This is a genomic window from Pseudoalteromonas maricaloris (assembly GCF_024746855.1).
GTDB lineage: Bacteria > Pseudomonadota > Gammaproteobacteria > Enterobacterales > Alteromonadaceae > Pseudoalteromonas > Pseudoalteromonas maricaloris.
Genome location: NZ_CP024625.1, coordinates 1692512 through 1709868 on the forward strand (window position 1 = coordinate 1692512; position 17357 = coordinate 1709868).

Here is a 17357-nt window from a genome sequence, read left to right on the forward strand (position 1 = left end):
TTATGAAAAAGCATACTAAAATCGTTGCTGCTGGAAGAAAAGCAGAATATACCAAAGGGGTAGTAAACCCAGTTGTTCAGCGCGCCTCTACCGTAGTTTTTGAGAGCGTTGCCGAAATGCAAGAAGCGATAAAAGGCCGTGGACATCGCACTTTGTTTTACGGCCGCCGTGGCACCAATACCCATTTCGCCTTGCAAGATGCCATTACTGAGCTTGAAAATGGTGCGGGTTGCGCCTTGTATCCGTCTGGTGCTGCTGCTATCGCACAGTCACTACTGTCATTTTTAAAAGCAGGCGATCACTTGCTAATGGTGGATACTGCCTATGAACCAACCAGAGATTTGTGCGATAAGCTGTTAAAAGGCTATGGTATCGAAACCACTTATTATGACCCTATGGTTGGCGCTGGTATTGACGCGTTAATTCAAGACAATACCAAAGTGTTGTTCTTAGAGTCTCCAGGTTCAATCACTATGGAAGTTCAAGATGTGCCAGCGATGGTTGAAATTGCAAAGCGCCGTGGCGTTATCACTATGCTTGATAATACGTGGGGTAATGGCTGGCAGTTTCGTCCGCTCGATCATGGTGTTGATATCAGCATTCAAGCCGCAACCAAGTATATTGTTGGGCATTCGGATGTCATGATGGGGGTTGCTGTTGCAAACGAGCGTTATTGGCCTGAACTTAGAGAACACTCGTATTTACTTGGTCAATGTACCTCTGCAGATGATGCCTATTTAGCACTACGTGGGCTACGTACTATGCCTGCGAGGTTAAAACAACATGAGCAGTCGGCAATGACAGTGGCGAAATGGCTCGAAGCGCATCCGCTCGTGGATCACGTTAGACATCCCGCTTTTGAGACTTGCCCAGGCCATGAATTCTTCAAGCGAGACTTTGATGGTAGTAATGGTTTATTTTCAATCGTAATGAAAGAAGGTAGCCAAAAGGCGATTAACCGCTTCTTAGATGCTTTATCCCATTTTAAAATGGGTTTCTCATGGGGCGGCTATGAAAGTTTAGTTACAGCCAATAAAACCATGGAGCATTTGCGATCAACCACAGGTTGGATATTGGGCCCCGTGATCCGCCTTCACATAGGTCTTGAAGACGTAGAAGACTTGATAGAAGATTTAGAACACGCACTTAAGGTTTACGAACAAAACCTCGGTAAATCTTAAAACCTCGGTTCGACTTATTGGTAAGGGGTGCTTCATTTTAAAAGAGGTACCTCGGACTTATTTATACCATTATGAAGGTCTCATGTTTTTCATCACCTTGACCCAAGTAGTGCCATTACCTAATACTTCCATTTCATAATTCTCCAAAATCTGTAGACACAGATCATATAAAGCTAGTTTTATGGCGTTGAAAGGAGTAACTTTATTTACGTATTTTTGCCAGCTTTACATAAAATAATACATAGGAAGTTTCAAGGAGAATTATATGATGGAAGTAATGTGGAGTAGTATCAGCGTCATAAGTGCGCTTGTTTACATAGGTTTTATTTTTTTGTGTATACCAATTCCCCTCTTTATTTATCTTATTTCAAAACGAGTCAAAGAAATGAGAGATTTAGCAGTGGAATCAAGAATGGAAATTAAAGAGATCAATGCCAGTTTGAAGTACTTTAAACGTAAGTACAGGGAATCTATTGAGGAAGGTAATATTTAAGACTTACGTCACAAGAATATTACAACCCAAATTCAAGGAAAAGTGATGAAATTAAGTTTATTGATTATGTTACCGATAGTCTCACTCAGCGCTTGTGTAGTAATGCCTGTTCAAGATACTGCTCACACCAACAAGTGCGAGATTTCATCGGATAGAAAAACCCTAAAGATAGTAGATGTTGCAGATGAAACCAATACGTATTATTCCGTGAGTGGAATTATATTAACGCCGATACTCGTACCTACTACTGCTATTATTTCGGGAACTTATGTGCTGGCAAATAATGCCTATCGTCTTGGGGAAGAGACGATAAAATGCGAGAACAAATCTTAAAACAATTACAGACTTGTATAATTGTTGCGTCGTGTGTTGGTTTAAGCACAGCGCAACGCTCCAAAACCACTTGTGCGAGCTCCTTGGTTTGCTGAATTTTTACTTTTCTTAAGTATTTAGCCTTCAGCCTACAAATATCTCCTTTTTATATTTTTTTCTAATGCACTGAAAAATTTAGATATTTTAATAGCTTTAAGTTGTTTGCCATTTAGACTTAACTTTTTTCAAGCCGCTTTTACCACAAAGCGAAGCCGGTGTTATCCCAATACAACACCTTCAGCTTGTTCTTATTTTTATTATAAAACGCAAACATTAGGCCGCTCATTGCAGACTCAGTCAGTATTCTATGGCCTTGTGTTTAGGTGAAGTTTACTCTGTTCCTAGCCTTTTTAGCGGAAATTTCGTCAGGTGCTATTGCAAGTCAGTTAAAATTTTTATCCAGCGACTCCTCGTTCAGCATCGTGTACAGAGAGCCCACACCATCAAGTAACAATCAATACTCTTTAAATTTGGGTGAATATTTAAATATAAGTGTTGATTTTGGGTAAAGTTATTGTTAATTTTGGTTGGTGTTTAGCATTATAAAAGCAGTAATAACATTAAATTAAAGGAATAACGATTATGACAGCCGTCATTAGAGGGATCGGTGTATGTGTCCCACCAAATATTGTTACTAACGATGATATTTCAAAAACACTTGATACCAGCGACCTGTGGATTCGTGAACGGACGGGAATAGAGCGCCGGTACATGGTAGATGGCGAGATATCCACTATGGATCTCGCGATTAAAGCCGGGCTTAGGGCAATCGAATCGGCACAAACCAATAAAATAGACATGGTTATCGTTGCAACAACCTCTCCCGAAAGACTTTGCCCGGCAGTTGCTCCAGAAGTGGCTGACAAACTGGGGCTTAAAGGAGTCGCGGCCTACGATATCACGTCTGCTTGCGCCGGATTTGTTTATGGCATGGCAACCGCAAAGGGCTTTGTGGAAAGCGGCATTGCCGATACTGTTTTGCTTATTGGCGCGGAAGCATTTACAAAATTTGTTAATAAAGATGATAGAACCACTTGGCCAATTTTTGGCGATGGCGCAGGTGCTATGGTTATCGGCAAAGGAGAGCCAGATGAACTAGGTGCGATTGGTCAATTTGATCTTGGTGCTGATGGTTCTCTCAGCGATGCATTATGCACACATGCAGGGGGGGCAAGGCAAAGGGTTAAGGACTCCTTAGGGCAACACGCGCAAAGCCAAGCCTACTATCTCAGTATGAATGGCCGGGTCGTATATGAAAATGCAGTTTCACAAATGACCCAGTCTTCGCTCAAAGCGGTCAGACAGAACGATTTGACCATCGAAGAGTTAGACTGGATGATCGGGCATCAAGCCAATATCAGAATTCTTCAAACAGTAGCGTATGAGTTAGACCTACCGGAGTGTAAAGTAGCCAGCAACATTGCTGATCATGGCAATACGCTTACGGCTTCAATTCCATTGCTACTAAACGATTATGCACACAGCAACCAGCTAAAACCAGGTCAGAAACTTCTAATCACAGCATTTGGCGCAGGTTTCTCCTGGGGGTCAACGGTTGTGACCTGGCCAGATCTCAGAACCTATCCAAAAGAATGGAATTAATTTTCCAATCATTTTTTCATCAACAAAAAAACAAGCGAGGCAATTATGTTTTCACTAAACGAACTTAAAACGATCATTGAAACTAGATTCAAAATGGATGTATCTACAACTTCCGGAGATACTTCTCTCGAAGACATCGGTTTTGATTCTCTTTCTCAGCTGGATCTTGCTCAGGCGATCCATAAACAACACGGCATTAAAATTAGCGATGATGATATGGAGTCAATCTCAACGCTAGATGATGTTGTTAATTATGTCAGCGGGAAACTGTCATGAGCAATCAACCTGTGGTGATTACCGGTATGGGGATGATCACCCCTGCAGGTAACTCTGTTTCAGAAAACTGGGACAATATCATCAAAGGCGAAACCAAAGCGGCTTTAGACCCAAGTCTCGAAGATTGTCCGGTTAAATTAAGTTGCAGAGTCAACAATATCGATGAACTGGATATGGAAGTAGCCAAACCTTGGTTTTGGGACGACTATGCAAAGTTCGCCCAACTTGCCACTCTTGAAGCTCTGAGATCGGCGGGATTGGATCACAAAAATTGGGAAGACCCGACACGCGTAGCTGTTTTAATCGGCTCTGGCGCCGGTGGTACACAGACATTGGAGGCGCAACATCGCGCTATGTTAGAAGGTGATTATGAAGATTTATCTCCTCTGACATTGCCAATGGGGTTATTAAATATGGCTGCCGGGCAAGTTGCTATTGAGGTAAATGCGCTCGGACCGTGCTTTTCTCCCTGCAGTGCCTGCGCGTCAGGTGCTATGGCAATTGGACTAGCTAAATATCTAATTAACAACGACATTGCCGATGTGGTCATTGCGGGAGGAGCGGAAGCCGCCATTACTCCTTTCTATGTCTCGTCGTTTGCAAAAATGCGGACGTTGAGTTTAAACCCCGATCCTGCTACGGCTTCGCGCCCGTTTGACAAAGAGCGAAACGGGTTTGTTATTGGAGAGGGAGCCGGTGTTCTAATCTTAGAATCTCAGGCACATGCGAGCAAAAGAAATGCCCCTGTAGCTGGTCATTTATTAGGATATGGCTTTTCGGCCGATGCTCATCACGTAACAACGCCTCACCCTGAAGGCGAAGGCGCATTTTTGGCGATGCAAGCGGCACTAAAAGATGGGCAATGTCACCCCTCTGATGTTGGTTACGTTAATGCGCACGGGACATCAACTAAAGGCAATGATGTTATTGAAAGTGAAGCGATAAAAAGGCTATTTGGCTCACAAGTACCAGTTAGCTCAACAAAAGGAGTCACAGGTCACTTACTAGGCGCAGGTGGTGCTATTGAGGCTATTTATTGTCTCAAAGGGCTTCAAAGCGGCGTTATCCCCGCCAGTGCGAACTTGAAAGAGTTGGACCCAAATATCAATGTAAATGTAATTGCAGGTAACTCCATTGAGCGACAGTATCGCATAGCGCTATCAAATTCATTTGGTTTCGGAGGCCAAAACGCGGCGCTGTTGTTATCAAATTAATAAGGAAAATTATATGGAACTACAGACAAAAAAGGACTTGCTAGGCTTTATCTACAACCGAGCTTATGACTTGGATCATAAAGATCTGCAGGTTTTATTACGAGACAATATTTTCAAATACCAAAGTGGTCTTAATATGGCCGAGTTGGGTAAGCTATCTTATAAAAGAAGTGAATTTATACACTCTAAGATTGAATCTCCTCTTGAGGTACTGGCAAATCCCTCTAGGCTATTTGCCCTTGCTGAGTGGGCAGGTTTGCTTGATGTATCTTGCTTCTCAATCATCATGGTTCACTATAACCTAACTATGGGTACATTCTATGACCATGCATTACATAACCAAGCGACCGCTGCAGAATTAGAAGAATTAAATAACCTAAAATCTTTCGGGCCTTATATGGCCACTGAACTAGGGTATGGAAATAATGTTGCCGCATTAAAAACGGAAGCAATCTATGACCATGATGAAAAGTGCTTCTTTCTGAATACACCTGACTGCCTGGCACAAAAATACATGTCTTACAGCGGCTTTTCAGACATACCTAAAATAGCTGTTGTAATGGCAAGACTAAAAATTAAAGAGAAAGACCACGGTGTGTTTCCCTTTGTTGTTCGTCTTTGCGATGAAAACGGGTTACGTGACGGTATTCAGGCGATACCTTGCCCAGAAAAACCAGTGCAAGGTCTGGACAATGGCCTCACTTCGTTCCACAACCTGAGAGTCGAGCGAGATCACGCTTTAATGGGTGAGATCGCAGCTATCTCAGAAGATGGAGAATTTGTAGCCAATATTAAGAATGTACGAGCAAGATTTTTAAAATCTATGTCGCGCATCATGCCCGGTCGCCTTTGTGTTTCGAGTGCTGCGCTTGGAGCAGGCAAAGCGAGCTGTTACATTGCCTTGAAATTTGCTCAATATCGTTTATCTAATGCGCCTGGTGCTAGCGATACTGCAATTATACATTTCCGACCATTCCAGCGAGCGTTGTTTGTTAACTTGAGTAAAGTGTATGCCATGTCTGCATTAACAAACGATGGCAAGACTAAATTCCTCGATGGCGATGGCAAAGTAGATAACGACTTAACAACTCAAATTAATATCACTAAAGCCATTGTAACCTGGGAAATGGCTGATGTTGTCTCAAACTGCCGAGAACGAGTTGGCGCTCAGGGGATATTCTCTATAAATAAAATCACTGAATATATTTCCTTGCTGCAAGGCCTAGTAACGGCTGAAGGTGATAACCAAGTCCTAATTGCCACTGCGGCTGGGCAACTTGTCAATCAGTCTCCTGCGGCTCTTATCCATACAGGTGATGAGCACCTGAGTGAACTGTCTGTAGAGAATATCATTACATTGTTAAACGCGAGAGAAAGCCACTTACATAAGAGCATTTCAGAGAATAAGATAAACTCAGCAGGTAGTTTCTTTGATGAGTGGAATGACAACGCAAATGATTCTATTAAGTTAGCCCGTCTGAGAGGCCATCGATTAGCGCTGCAAGCTCAGGCGAAATGGCAATGTGAGTCTTCTGTAGCCCAATCACATTTGGAAACTTTAGGTCGCTTGTTTGGGTTATCACTTCTAAAAGAAGATTCAGCCTGGTATTACAGTTGTGGTCTAGTCCAGCGCGATCTGATTCATGGCTTGGACAGAGAAATCGACAGGCTTTGCCTGCTCCTCGAGCCTCATATCAACACACTCATTGACGCGTTTGGCTATGACGAAGCACTTTTTGATGCTCCCATTTGCTTCCCTGATTATGGCGAACAGTTTACGGCTAGATCCGAACGTATGAATAGCGAAGGAAAGCGTTATGAATAAGCACTTATATAAATGCCCCGTGAGATGGTCTGATATGGATGTCTATGGTGTAGTAAATAATGTATCAATCATGCGTTTGCTCGAAGAGGCTAGAGTTGATTTTATTTGGGGGATTTCAAAAAAAAATGGCGATGCATTTTTCGATCAAGGCTCGGTAGTTGTGTCTCATTCTGTTAGATATCATGCTCCATTGGTTCACAAGCATGAGCCCGTGAACATTACAATGTGGGTAAGTGACATATCCGCAGCGACAGTAACCATTGCATATACCGTGCATGATGGCGATCGGCTTTGCACTTCAGCTGAAACAACTATGGCACCTTATTGCTATAAAAAGTCACGGCCCCGGTCTTTAAGTGCAGCAGAAAGTGCATTTTTCGAGACCTACCTTCATCAGGATAGTGGTGTTACTTTATGAAGTTAGCAACCATTTTAAGCAAGGGTAGTCGCTACCCTTGCTTAGTTGACTGCAATGGTGATTTAAGAGATGTGTCGAGCATTATCGGTTCTTGGTATGATACAGCGCTGCCACTTAGCGCACTCAACACCTTAATTTCCGATGTTAACTTAACCTTATTACCTAAGTTTAATGACCAGGAAGTTCAGTTTCTAGCGCCAATACAGCCAAAACAGATCATTTCTATAGGGCTAAATTATAGAAAGCATGCTCAGGTAGCGGGCCTTTCTTTACCAAAGGAGCCCATTATTTCTTGCAAATCAATTGGCTCTGTATGTGGGCCGACAGACCCAGTGTTAATCCCTACGCACGCCAACCACGTCGACTGGGAAGTTGAACTCGGCGTTGTCATCGGCGAAACCTGCCAATTATTGGAGTCAGAGCAACAAGCACACAACTCGATATTAGGGTACTGTGTCGCCAATGACTTCTCAGATAGACAATGGCTACTTGAACGTGAAGGTGAATGGGTAAAAGGCAAATCTTTTCAAAGTTTTTGTCCTCTAGGACCATACGTTGTGACTGCTGATTCCTTCTCTTACCCTCTGGACCTAACGTTAACTTGTTACGTTAATGGGGTCTTGAGACAAAATGGAAGTACGACAGACATGGTCTTTACACCTGCCTTTTTAGTGCATTATGTCAGCCAGTTTATGACCTTGTACCCAGGTGATGTAATACTAACGGGAAGCCCGGATGGTATATCCCTTGGAAATGACAATATACCTTACCTCAAGCCCGGAGACCGCGTTACAACACACATCAGTCAGCTAGGTTATCAAGAGCAACTTTGTCAACGTTACCCACAAAGTGAGGACATTCTAAATGAAGAATACACCATCTGACTTTGGTCTGACGATGACGCCCCATATGGTCACAATAGATTGGCATGAAGCTAACGGCTGGGGCGATATTCATCTTCAGAAATATCATGACCTGTCTCTGGCGCCACATTCTCAGTGCTTTCATTATGCTCAAGGTGTATTTGAAGGGTTAAAAGCATTTAGGCAAGCAAACAACGATGCGGCATTGTTTAGAGCTTATGATCATGCTCGTCGTTTTCAATCTTCATGTGAGCGCTTAGCCATCCCAGTGTTAGGTGAAGATGTGTTTGTTGATGCGTTGCTTACGCTGCTTAAAGCAGATCTTCAATACCTTCCTGATATAAGGGAGGGTACGCTCTATTTCAGACCTTTCATAATTGCAACTGAGCCTTCATTAGGCTTCTATGGTCGAGCTAAGAGCTTCAAGTTTATTGTTATCGCGTGTCCTATGAGCAACTATTTTAGCTCAACCAACGCCATTAACATTATGGTTGAGTCCAATTACAGTCGTTCAGCTAAAGGTGGAACTGGTGCTGTTAAAGCGATTGGTAATTATGCCGGAACCATCCTCTCTCAGCAGCAGGCCAAAGAACAGAACTATCACCAGGTTCTGTGGTTAGATGCCAACCACAACAAGTATATAGAGGAGTTAAGCTCCTCAAATATTTTCTTTGTTTATAAAGACAAAGTTATAACACCTCGCCTAAGTGGCTCGATTCTACCGGGGATAACCAGAGATACCACCATCAGTCTTATACAGCAAAATAACTTTACTGTTGAAGAGTCAAGCATTGAGCTGCAACAACTTATTAATGATTGGTATAACGGCGATCTGTTAGAAGTCTTTGTTACAGGTACCACCGCGGGTATCACCTCAGTTAAAAAAATTGATTATTTACAGCACAGCCTTAATTTTGAACAGTATTTGACCGCGCAAACACTCGCTCAGAAGTTATCAGATATTCAAATATCAAAAACACAAAATAATCAATCATGGCTAACCAATCTGAATTGTCATAAAAAATAAAACAATTAATTTCAAGGAATTAGATATGCATAACAACATTGAAAAAAAAGCGGCTTTCGTATCGGGAGGCGCCAGAGGTATAGGACGAGAAATCGTTCGTCACCTTGTCGCACATAATTATAATGTCACATTCACCTATCGAAATAACCGAGAAGCCGCAGAGTCACTAATTCAGGAATGTGATGGTTCTGTGCTCGGTGTACTTAGTGATGCAGCAGATAAAGATAGCATTTGTCTGGCAATTGAGAAGCACATTACGCAATTTGGAAGATTAGATTATTTGATAAACAATGCGGGTATAAACAGAGATAAGGCTTTTAAATCCCTATCTTACGAAGACTGGCAACAAGTTATAGATACTAACCTATCAGGTACCTTTTTACACTGCCAACAGGCAATCAAATACCTTATAGAAACACAAGGAAGCATTATTAACATTGCGTCTGTATCTGGCTTAATAGGCGTAGCAGGCCAGGCAAATTATGCCGCTAGTAAAGCTGGCATATTGGGTCTCACTCGTTCACTTGCCAAAGAGTATGCAAGCAGAGGTGTTAATGTTAATGCTCTAGCCCCTGGTTTTATCGTAACGGATATGACAGATAAACTGCACGAGCGAGTAAAGGAGCAAGTACTGGACTCGATCCCGATGAAGCGATTTGGTAGTGCAAAAGATATTGCAGAAATTGTCACTTTCTTAGGCTCAAACTCTTGTAACTATATGACAGGGCAAGTTATTCCTGTTGACGGTGGACTTTCAGTTTAAAAAGGAAAGATGATGGTAAGTCAAAATGCATTAACGGTATTTGAAGCACTAAAAAATCTTGGTGTCGACTGTTCTATGGATGAGGATCAATGCGTCAAGCATGGACAAGATCAGTCACCTATTTCTACCGTGATTTCTCCTGATATAGTCGTGTACCCGAAGCATACTCAGCATGTGATGGACATTGTATCTATCGCTAATCAAATGAAAATGCCGATTGTACCTTTCGGAGCTGGTACCTCTGTTGAGGGTCACGTGCTACCAATTCATGGGGGGATTGCCATGAATATGACACACATGAACCAGATTCTCGAAATTTCTCCTGAGTCTCTTACAGCAAAAGTGCAACCAGGCGTTACCAGAAAGCAGCTTGATCAGGCACTTGCTGCATATAATTTATGTTTTCCAATTGGTCCAGGAGTGAATGCGACGCTAGGTGGGATGTGCTCAACCGGTGCCAGTGGTACCAATGCTGTTAAGTATGGAACAATGAAAGAAAACGTGCTCGGGCTTGAAGTTATTACAAGCGAAGGAAAGCTTGCTAAAACAGGCACCAAAGCGAGAAAAACAAGTGCAGGTTATGACTTGACTAGATTGATGATCGGCAGTGAGGGAACGTTGGGTGTATTCACCGAAATTACACTGAAGCTTTACCCGGTACCAGAGCAAATATCAGTGGCCATTTGTTCTTTTGAAAGTATCTCTGACGCAGTCAACTCTGTTATTAGTATAATTCAGAATAGTATTCCTATTGCGCGAGTAGAGCTGATGGATGGCCATACTGTTTCTTTAGTGAATGACTATAGCCAACTTGAACTATCTGAAATTCCAAAGTTAATCTTGGAGTTTCATGGATCGTCGCAGTATATCAGTGAACAAGTTGAGAGAGTAAATTCAATCGTATCTCAGTTTGGTGGTTCCGAGTTTAATTGGGCAACAGAAAAAGAAGAAAGAAACAAACTATGGCAGGCAAGACACGATACCTATTATGCCGCTATCGCCTCAAAAGAGAACGCTCGTTCGATTAGCACTGATACATGTGTTCCAATAGATAAATTGGCTGATTGCTTACTTGAATCGATTAATGAGGTTAACGACTCAGGTCTCCCTTATTTCCTTGTGGGGCATGTTGGAGATGGTAACTTTCATTTCGGATACTTGATTGACCCAGATATTGAAGCAGAGAGGCAAACTGCTGAAGCATTAAATTCCAGACTCATCGAACGTGCGATTAAGTTTGAAGGGACTTGTACAGGTGAGCATGGTGTTGGAATGAGAAAAATGCACTATCTGGAACAGGAATTGGGGTCCGAGTCCATTAGCCTTATGCAAAAAATTAAACAAGCACTAGATCCTAATAATATCCTCAACCCGGGAAAAGTGGTGCTGCTGAATTCAGTACAGGAAGACATAGAAGGTTAAGTATGCACACATTAATAAGTACACCATTTGATGAATTACACCTAGGTAAAAAGGTCACTTTATATAAAAAAGTTACTGAATCTGATGTCGAACTGTTTGCACAAGTATCTGGCGATTGTAACCCGCTTCATCTTGATGAAGTGTTCGCTCAACAAAGCGTTTTTAAAACTAGAGTTGCTCATGGCATGCTAAGTGGCGCGTTGATAAGTGCCGCGCTAGCGATGGCAATGCCCGGACCTGGGAGTATTTATCTTGGTCAGGATCTAGCATTTTTGGGCGCGGTAAAGATTGATGAAGTTATACGTATAGAGCTTACAGTGCGAGAGAAAATAGGGATCAACAAAGTTCGTATCGAAACTAACATTTTCAATAGTGACAACAGGAAAGTGGTTGCAGGAAATGCTCAGTCTTATGTCAGTTCAGATCAACACTCTATTGAAGTGAAAGCCTTTCCATTTTCTTATATTGGTATAGTCTAATAGAAATGTCTTAACCGCAGGTTCAATAACACTGAAAAAGGAGTGAGTTAGAATGCAAAAACAGGAAGGTTTTAGAGGAAACCTCGAAATGATTGCTTCAATGACCATTGCAGGGACCATAGGCTGGTTCGTTGTGATGTCAGAACAATCACCGGAAACGGCAGTTTTCTGGCGTTGTTTATTTGGGGCCACTTTCATGCTTTTAGTTTGTTTGTATAAGGGCATTTTTAAACAAGTTAAACTCAATAAACCGTCACTCATATTACTAACAGTTGGCGGTGTGGCTTTATCACTCAACTGGCTGTTTTTATTCAAATCCTTTTCGCTATCATCCATTGCAATTGCTACGATTACTTATCATATTGAACCGTTTATACTTGTCTTGCTTGGCGCTATCTTTTTTAAAGAGCATATTTCTACGGACAAAGTGTTGTGGCTAATATGTGCTTTCTTAGGAACCATATTTATTATTGTGGGAAAACAAGAAGGAGGGGCGGCGCTCACTGATAAAGACACTTACTTACAAGGTGTATTTTATGCGGTAATAGCCGCGTCCTTCTATGCGATTGCGGCTATCACGGCCAAAAAGCTGAAGCATATCCCACCTCATATTATTGTGGCATTTCAACTTTTTATTGGTATTTTTGTGCTTCTTCCATTTACTCCTTTGGGAGATATTTCTGCCATTTCAGCTGTATCTTGGTCTTTTTTAGTTACGATAGGGATTATTCATACCGGGCTGATGTGTTTACTATTATATAGTGCCATTCAGAAAATACCGACCGCTTTGGTGGGAGCGTTGTCTTTCATCTATCCGGTCGTTGCGGTTATCGTTGACTGGGCGGCATTCGATACACGCTTGACGTTACTACAATTCGCTGGTGCCAGTGCAATTTTGATAGGGGCGGCTGGTGTCAATCTAAACTGGCGGATCACAAAGAAAAAGTTAAAAGAAAATCGGAATGAGCTCGTTTAGCTCAAAATAACCTGTATTAAACCAGGCAGTCGGCTTTTCAAAGCACACTGTCTGGTCTGTACTCATTCATTTTAAGCCCCCATAAAAATACTAGATAGAACTCACAGAGCATTTTCTGATTTGTGAATATGGGTCTAGACCAGGCCTCACAGGCGGCTTAGAGCAAACTAGAGGGTCGTCAATGTCACTTTCATTCTACAAAGCGGCCGTTCAGCCAACTCATTCCTGCCCAAAACAAGCTAGAAAATTTTGCTCAAGGGGCTAACTGCTTGATTAGGGCTGCTTTATAAAATCAAGTAGTTAACCTAATTAATTGTTCAGGCTAGCGGCCTCTGTATGCGTAAAAAATATAATTGCTTATTAAGGCAAATTTAGGTGTAATGAATACATAACAAGCGCTGAGCAATGCAGGGAAAGCTTAATAACGCTAGCTAAACTGATAACACTAGCTAGGAAAGTGAGAGCCTCCAAAAAGCCTATTTTTTCTTAGTAAGCCATAGCATAAACAACACCAGCTCTGTCACACCGAGCAGGTAGAGGCTCAGTCCAAAAAGCGATTATGCAACACAAACTGCGTGTCGCATAAATACTAAAATGTTATGTGTTCTAGCGAGGATTGAGATGTCTGGAAGTTACCCTGCAAAAATAAAGAAATTACCTCTCTACGATGGTCGTTTTGATGCTTACAAGCTAGAGGCTAAAGATAGCGATGTTTTGTTCGCCTCATATCCTGCGGGAACTGAAATTCCACTACATACACATGATACTGACAACTATGGTGTAATAACTAAGGGCGAGTTGATTCTAACTATGGGTGGAAAAACTGAGAAAATAGGGCTCGGGCAGTGGTATCACGTTCCTGCCCACGTCGAACATTCAGCTCGGTTCGAAGTAGAAACAGATGAAATTGAATTCTGGTTTACAAAGAACACCTAACACATATGAACCTTATCCGGTCAAGTAAGCATAACGATTCTTTTTAGCTACTTTTAAGCTGCTAATTTGTATTGGCAACGCTTAAACCTGTTCAACTTCGTTATGTCGGTTAGCCGTTAAATCGTTTACGGCAAACACATATAGGGGCGTTACGCCGTAATCTCTTATTGCGATCTCATCGCTGCCTAAATCAGTCGATACAACTTGTCGTTTAGGGCCACTAGACATTCATCGGTTAACCTTAATCTTGCACTACTCAAGGGGATGGCTCATTCGTCCAGTTAGTTAAAGGCTCAGCTAAGGTGTAAACGATTCAATTCATTGCTCAAACAAATGCGCACCAATGGGGTGTCTAATCAAGGCCAAATAGCTTATTACTTCGACAACACTTACCTGTAAAATTCAGCTATTACTGACAAAAACACAAATAATGCATGGTTGTTCGTGCTTATCTAGTTAGGTGTAGAGCTCACCCCATTGTGCGACTTAGCTTTTTAAAAAACGTTCATCGTCGAATACCGTTTTGTTCTTAAGCATAAAATAAACACAACGACCGAGCTTATGGGCGAGCACTGAAAGTGCTTTAGCTTTGCTCATGCGTTTTGTAATTTGTTTAAGTAGCACCGAGCTTTGTCATTTCCACGTAAATAAAGTACAGCGGCTTTTCACTGAACGCCCATTTCAAGTGTCCATTTCCAATTTTATTGCCGTTGGTGCCATAGGTTTTGCCAGCGCACAAATCGCTCAAATCGCTGACACGCTCAAATCGCTGACACCCACCACTAATTTGCACCTTCCTAAGATACCGCCTACGCTTTAATTCTGCACTCAAAGGATTGAGGAAAACAAACTATGGCAACTGCCCGTAAAAAGCAAATCAGTTTAACCGACACCAAATACTACCGCGCAAATCGCTGACACCCACCACTAATTTGCACCTTCCTAAGATACCGCCTAAGCTTTAACTCTGCACTCAAAGGATTGAGGAAACCAAACTATGGCAACTGCCCGTAAAAGACAAATCAGTCTAACCGACACCAAATACTACCACTGTATCTCCCGCTGCGTAAGGCGCGCCTTTCTGTGCGGTGAAGATAAATTTACTGGCAAATCATACGAACACCGCCGGGATTGGGTTGAAGAAAAGCTATTGATGTTGGGGTCTGTTTTTTGTATTGATGTTTGTGCTTACGCCGTGATGAATAATCACACTCACATTGTTTTATATGTTGATGATACAAAGGCTAAGCGTCTGTCGGATAAAGCGACTGTGATACGATGGCACAAGTTATTTAAAGGTAATTGGATAAGCCAAAAGTTTATTGAAGATGAGCCACTGAATGAGTCGGAGCAATTGATACTCGATGAGCTGGTTGATAAGTACAGAGAAAGACTCGCAGATATTAGCTGGTTTATGCGAGTGCTTAACGAAGACATCGCCCGGCGAGCAAATAAAGAAGATAATTGTACAGGCCGGTTTTGGGAAGGACGATTCAAATCCCAAGCATTACTGGACGAGGCGGCGTTGGTCGCTTGTCTCGCTTACGTAGACTTAAACCCCATTAGAGCCAAAATCGCCGCAACGCCTGAAACCTCAGACTACACCAGCATCAAAAAACGCATCGACCATGCGAAGCTGGGAAAACAACCAAAAAGCCTACTACGCTTTGCTGGCAGCCCACGAAAACATATGCCAAAAGGTCTGCCTTTTGAACTCAAATCCTATATTGAATTAGTTGAACTCACAGGCCAATGTATTCGCGCCGACAAGCGAGGCTATATCTGTGAGTCTCAACCCATTCTTACTCGATTAAATATAGAACCGGAAAACTGGATAAAACTTACTACGCAGTTTTCTCGGGTATTCCACGGTGCAGTTGGACGAGAGCGAACAATAACCGCTTACTGCGAAACACTTCAAAAACGACGACGGACGAACCTAACAAATTGCGAGCGCTTGTTGGCTTAGTAAAACGAACACCATCAACTCAGAAATCTATAACTGTTGTATTTACAGCGCGTTGTCGTGCGCAATAACTCAGTTTTGATGTAGAGATATGCTTGAGTGTTAAAAACAACCTATCTATGAACGTTTTTGACCAAAGTGATTGAAGTATTTTTATACTCTTTTACTTCACTTCCTCAGCTTGGATGTTAATAGTGGTGGGTGTCAGCGATTTATGCGAGCGATTTATGCGCATCAGCGATTTACCCATATCAGCGATTTACCCAGCGATTTATGCCCCATTTATTTAATGTAATTAACTGTAATTTGGTGTAATGGTCTGTTTGGCGCTGGTTGACTATTATAGATTTTAATTTAACGAGCTAATGAATAACATGCTCTACAACACAAGGAAAATGATTATGAATGATATGACAGACGTAAATCAGTTCATCAGAAAGAGATTCTCTACAAACTTATTTCTAGCATCGAGTGGCACCCCATCAGCGCAAGAATTAGCAGATGCAATAAATGCAAATAACGCTATTTTGAACTATTGCAATGGTATTCTTAATACAAAAATTCCAGTGTTGCCAGACAACCCAGAATGGTATCAAAATTTTCAGAAGTCTTTTGCATCAGCTAAAATACATGCGCTAGATTGGTTTAATGTTGTTGCATATGAACTAAAAGAAATTCCTCAAAGTATTGTTAGTTATGGCTTCATTTTTAAGAGAAAAATGAAAACGATAAATGACGCGTTGGACATACTTGTAGATAACCCTAAGGATAAAGAAGCAAAGGAACAGCTTACAAGGAATATTGAAAACTTGATTGACAGCCTAAACGATTTTGTAGAAATTTCGCAGGGTTTTCATGTGAAGCTACAAAATTTTGAGAAGAATATGGAGTCGGATAACTTAGCCATGAAAGGCGCTATTGTTGAAGCTGAAAAACAGAAAGAGTACGACGAAAAACAGGTTCAATCATTATTAAAAGACATCGAAGAGTTGGAGAAAGAAATAGAAAGTAAAAATCAAATAATAGCAGGTGCTGGAATAGGGGCTGGTGTATCATTTTTCGCAGGTGCTGTGATAGGAATCTTTACATTCGGTTTGGGTATAGCATTCGGTGTAATTGGGGCCGTTGCAGGCATTGCAACGATAATTGTTGAACAGGCTCAAATAAAAGTTCTGCAACTGAAAATTAAATCCAAAACAAGTGAGATGGATGATTACAATAGTTCTATTGCTGCACTAAAAATACTGTCACAAAATCTTTCAAAACTAACTGCATTAGCAAAACCCGCTAGCACCCAAATTAAAATGATCGAAGATGTGTGGGATACGTTGATTGATGAGTTAAAGCAGGTTGTTTCAGACTTAAAAAGCGGCCAGTATGATTTGGACCAAAGTAAGTACAAAGAGCTGCGCAATGACTTACAGATGGCAGATGACGATTGGTTGACTGTGAGTGAATCTGCTAAAATATTGGCAGATGTAGAGTACTTTTCAGCAAAACCGAAAGAGGCAGTAATAGAGCTCGCCGACGCAGGTTAGTTTGTA

Annotated in this window: 19 protein-coding genes and 1 pseudogene; 17 read left to right on the forward strand and 3 right to left on the reverse strand. The window is 41.7% G+C overall.

The genetic code is table 11. From position 1 onward, the window contains the following. Nucleotides 1-2 precede the first annotated feature (2 nt). The 3 genes from CTT31_RS07220 to CTT31_RS07230 all read left to right on the forward strand — a co-directional run bounded on the left by CTT31_RS07220 (nt 3) and on the right by CTT31_RS07230 (nt 2007). Nucleotides 3-1181, forward strand: coding sequence for a cystathionine beta-lyase (locus CTT31_RS07220; RefSeq protein WP_260492263.1), 1179 nt, complete (start codon nt 3-5; stop codon nt 1179-1181). 265 nt (nt 1182-1446) lie between these two features. Continuing rightward, the gene (locus CTT31_RS07225) at nt 1447-1674 is read left to right on the forward strand and encodes a hypothetical protein (RefSeq protein ID WP_010378049.1); all 228 of its coding nucleotides are present in this window, start codon (nt 1447-1449) and stop codon (nt 1672-1674) included. Nucleotides 1675-1719: 45 nt separating this feature from the next. After that, complete coding sequence (locus tag CTT31_RS07230; protein WP_211859661.1) at nt 1720-2007, forward strand: hypothetical protein; 288 nt, start codon at nt 1720-1722, stop codon at nt 2005-2007. A 235-nt stretch (nt 2008-2242) separates the two neighbouring features. Here CTT31_RS07230 and tnpB read toward each other — a convergent pair whose 3' ends face one another. Next, entirely contained in the window at nt 2243-2350 is a 108-nt protein-coding gene (gene tnpB, locus CTT31_RS23610; protein ID WP_369605588.1) for an IS66 family insertion sequence element accessory protein TnpB, read from the reverse strand. Between the two features lie 278 nt (nt 2351-2628). Here tnpB and CTT31_RS07235 point away from each other — a divergent pair, with 278 nt between their 5' ends. The 12 genes from CTT31_RS07235 (at nt 2629) to CTT31_RS07290 (ending at nt 13847) form a co-directional block, all read left to right on the forward strand. Then, nucleotides 2629-3648, forward strand: coding sequence for a beta-ketoacyl-ACP synthase III (locus tag CTT31_RS07235; RefSeq protein ID WP_017219258.1), 1020 nt, complete (start codon nt 2629-2631; stop codon nt 3646-3648). A 45-nt stretch (nt 3649-3693) separates the two neighbouring features. Continuing rightward, nucleotides 3694-3924 (forward strand): acyl carrier protein, encoded by a 231-nt coding sequence (locus CTT31_RS07240; protein WP_052258289.1) that lies wholly within the window; start codon nt 3694-3696, stop codon nt 3922-3924. Beyond that, nucleotides 3921-5138 carry a beta-ketoacyl-[acyl-carrier-protein] synthase family protein gene (locus tag CTT31_RS07245; protein ID WP_017219260.1) on the forward strand — a complete coding sequence of 406 codons (1218 nt, stop codon included), beginning with the start codon at nt 3921-3923 and terminating at the stop codon, nt 5136-5138. The genes CTT31_RS07240 and CTT31_RS07245 overlap by 4 nt, the downstream gene beginning before the upstream one ends. Before the next feature lie 13 nt (nt 5139-5151). Next, a complete protein-coding gene (locus CTT31_RS07250) occupies nt 5152-6963 on the forward strand; it encodes an acyl-CoA dehydrogenase family protein (RefSeq protein ID WP_211859662.1) in 1812 nt (603 codons plus the stop codon). After that, complete coding sequence (locus CTT31_RS07255) at nt 6956-7381, forward strand: acyl-CoA thioesterase (protein WP_039495564.1); 426 nt, start codon at nt 6956-6958, stop codon at nt 7379-7381. The genes CTT31_RS07250 and CTT31_RS07255 overlap by 8 nt, the downstream gene beginning before the upstream one ends. Beyond that, nucleotides 7378-8265: a fumarylacetoacetate hydrolase family protein gene (locus CTT31_RS07260; RefSeq protein ID WP_260492264.1), complete on the forward strand. Its 888-nt coding sequence runs from the start codon at nt 7378-7380 to the stop codon at nt 8263-8265. Before CTT31_RS07255 ends, CTT31_RS07260 begins: the two co-directional genes overlap by 4 nt. Continuing rightward, nucleotides 8246-9271, forward strand: a complete 1026-nt coding sequence (locus CTT31_RS07265; RefSeq protein ID WP_017219264.1) for a branched-chain amino acid aminotransferase — start codon at nt 8246-8248, stop codon at nt 9269-9271. The genes CTT31_RS07260 and CTT31_RS07265 overlap by 20 nt, the downstream gene beginning before the upstream one ends. Nucleotides 9272-9296: 25 nt before the next feature. Further along, nucleotides 9297-10034, forward strand: coding sequence for a 3-oxoacyl-ACP reductase FabG (fabG, locus tag CTT31_RS07270; protein WP_211859663.1), 738 nt, complete (start codon nt 9297-9299; stop codon nt 10032-10034). A 9-nt stretch (nt 10035-10043) separates the two neighbouring features. Then, nucleotides 10044-11456 (forward strand): FAD-binding oxidoreductase, encoded by a 1413-nt coding sequence (locus CTT31_RS07275; protein ID WP_026001087.1) that lies wholly within the window; start codon nt 10044-10046, stop codon nt 11454-11456. 2 nt (nt 11457-11458) lie between these two features. Then, on the forward strand, nt 11459-11935 hold the full coding sequence (locus CTT31_RS07280) for a MaoC family dehydratase (RefSeq protein ID WP_017219267.1): 477 nt from the start codon (nt 11459-11461) through the stop codon (nt 11933-11935). Nucleotides 11936-11987: 52 nt separating this feature from the next. Continuing rightward, nucleotides 11988-12911: a DMT family transporter gene (locus tag CTT31_RS07285; protein WP_039495567.1), complete on the forward strand. Its 924-nt coding sequence runs from the start codon at nt 11988-11990 to the stop codon at nt 12909-12911. A gap of 621 nt (nt 12912-13532) precedes the next feature. After that, nucleotides 13533-13847, forward strand: coding sequence for a cupin domain-containing protein (locus CTT31_RS07290; protein ID WP_039495568.1), 315 nt, complete (start codon nt 13533-13535; stop codon nt 13845-13847). 81 nt (nt 13848-13928) lie between these two features. On the opposite strand, the gene CTT31_RS07295 is transcribed toward CTT31_RS07290, so the two are convergent. Together CTT31_RS07295 and CTT31_RS07300 are read right to left on the reverse strand one after the other, a co-directional pair. Further along, nucleotides 13929-14075 carry a hypothetical protein gene (locus tag CTT31_RS07295; protein WP_211859666.1) on the reverse strand — a complete coding sequence of 49 codons (147 nt, stop codon included), beginning with the start codon at nt 14073-14075 and terminating at the stop codon, nt 13929-13931. Nucleotides 14076-14333: 258 nt separating this feature from the next. Then, nucleotides 14334-14580: pseudogene (locus CTT31_RS07300) on the reverse strand (IS110 family transposase); the annotation flags it as partial. Nucleotides 14581-14844: 264 nt separating this feature from the next. Here CTT31_RS07300 and CTT31_RS07305 point away from each other — a divergent pair. Both CTT31_RS07305 and CTT31_RS07310 read left to right on the forward strand, forming a co-directional pair. Next, nucleotides 14845-15816 (forward strand): transposase, encoded by a 972-nt coding sequence (locus CTT31_RS07305; protein ID WP_211859667.1) that lies wholly within the window; start codon nt 14845-14847, stop codon nt 15814-15816. A gap of 398 nt (nt 15817-16214) precedes the next feature. Continuing rightward, entirely contained in the window at nt 16215-17351 is a 1137-nt protein-coding gene (locus CTT31_RS07310) for an HBL/NHE enterotoxin family protein (RefSeq protein WP_260492265.1), read from the forward strand. Nucleotides 17352-17357 lie beyond the last annotated feature (6 nt).

Excerpts from the sequence above, each read along its gene's own strand:
- CTT31_RS07220 (WP_260492263.1), top strand. The coding sequence starts at position 3 with ATGAAAAAGCATACTAAAATCGTTGCTGCTGGAAGAAAAGCAGAATAT.
- CTT31_RS07225 (WP_010378049.1), top strand. The coding sequence starts at position 1,447 with ATGATGGAAGTAATGTGGAGTAGTATCAGCGTCATAAGTGCGCTTGTT.
- CTT31_RS07230 (WP_211859661.1), top strand. The coding sequence starts at position 1,720 with ATGAAATTAAGTTTATTGATTATGTTACCGATAGTCTCACTCAGCGCT.
- CTT31_RS07235 (WP_017219258.1), top strand. The coding sequence starts at position 2,629 with ATGACAGCCGTCATTAGAGGGATCGGTGTATGTGTCCCACCAAATATT.
- CTT31_RS07240 (WP_052258289.1), top strand. The coding sequence starts at position 3,694 with ATGTTTTCACTAAACGAACTTAAAACGATCATTGAAACTAGATTCAAA.
- CTT31_RS07245 (WP_017219260.1), top strand. The coding sequence starts at position 3,921 with ATGAGCAATCAACCTGTGGTGATTACCGGTATGGGGATGATCACCCCT.
- CTT31_RS07250 (WP_211859662.1), top strand. The coding sequence starts at position 5,152 with ATGGAACTACAGACAAAAAAGGACTTGCTAGGCTTTATCTACAACCGA.
- CTT31_RS07255 (WP_039495564.1), top strand. The coding sequence starts at position 6,956 with ATGAATAAGCACTTATATAAATGCCCCGTGAGATGGTCTGATATGGAT.
- CTT31_RS07260 (WP_260492264.1), top strand. The coding sequence starts at position 7,378 with ATGAAGTTAGCAACCATTTTAAGCAAGGGTAGTCGCTACCCTTGCTTA.
- CTT31_RS07265 (WP_017219264.1), top strand. The coding sequence starts at position 8,246 with ATGAAGAATACACCATCTGACTTTGGTCTGACGATGACGCCCCATATG.
- fabG (WP_211859663.1), top strand. The coding sequence starts at position 9,297 with ATGCATAACAACATTGAAAAAAAAGCGGCTTTCGTATCGGGAGGCGCC.
- CTT31_RS07275 (WP_026001087.1), top strand. The coding sequence starts at position 10,044 with ATGATGGTAAGTCAAAATGCATTAACGGTATTTGAAGCACTAAAAAAT.
- CTT31_RS07280 (WP_017219267.1), top strand. The coding sequence starts at position 11,459 with ATGCACACATTAATAAGTACACCATTTGATGAATTACACCTAGGTAAA.
- CTT31_RS07285 (WP_039495567.1), top strand. The coding sequence starts at position 11,988 with ATGCAAAAACAGGAAGGTTTTAGAGGAAACCTCGAAATGATTGCTTCA.
- CTT31_RS07290 (WP_039495568.1), top strand. The coding sequence starts at position 13,533 with ATGTCTGGAAGTTACCCTGCAAAAATAAAGAAATTACCTCTCTACGAT.
- CTT31_RS07295 (WP_211859666.1), bottom strand. The coding sequence starts at position 14,075 with ATGTCTAGTGGCCCTAAACGACAAGTTGTATCGACTGATTTAGGCAGC.
- CTT31_RS07305 (WP_211859667.1), top strand. The coding sequence starts at position 14,845 with ATGGCAACTGCCCGTAAAAGACAAATCAGTCTAACCGACACCAAATAC.
- CTT31_RS07310 (WP_260492265.1), top strand. The coding sequence starts at position 16,215 with ATGAATGATATGACAGACGTAAATCAGTTCATCAGAAAGAGATTCTCT.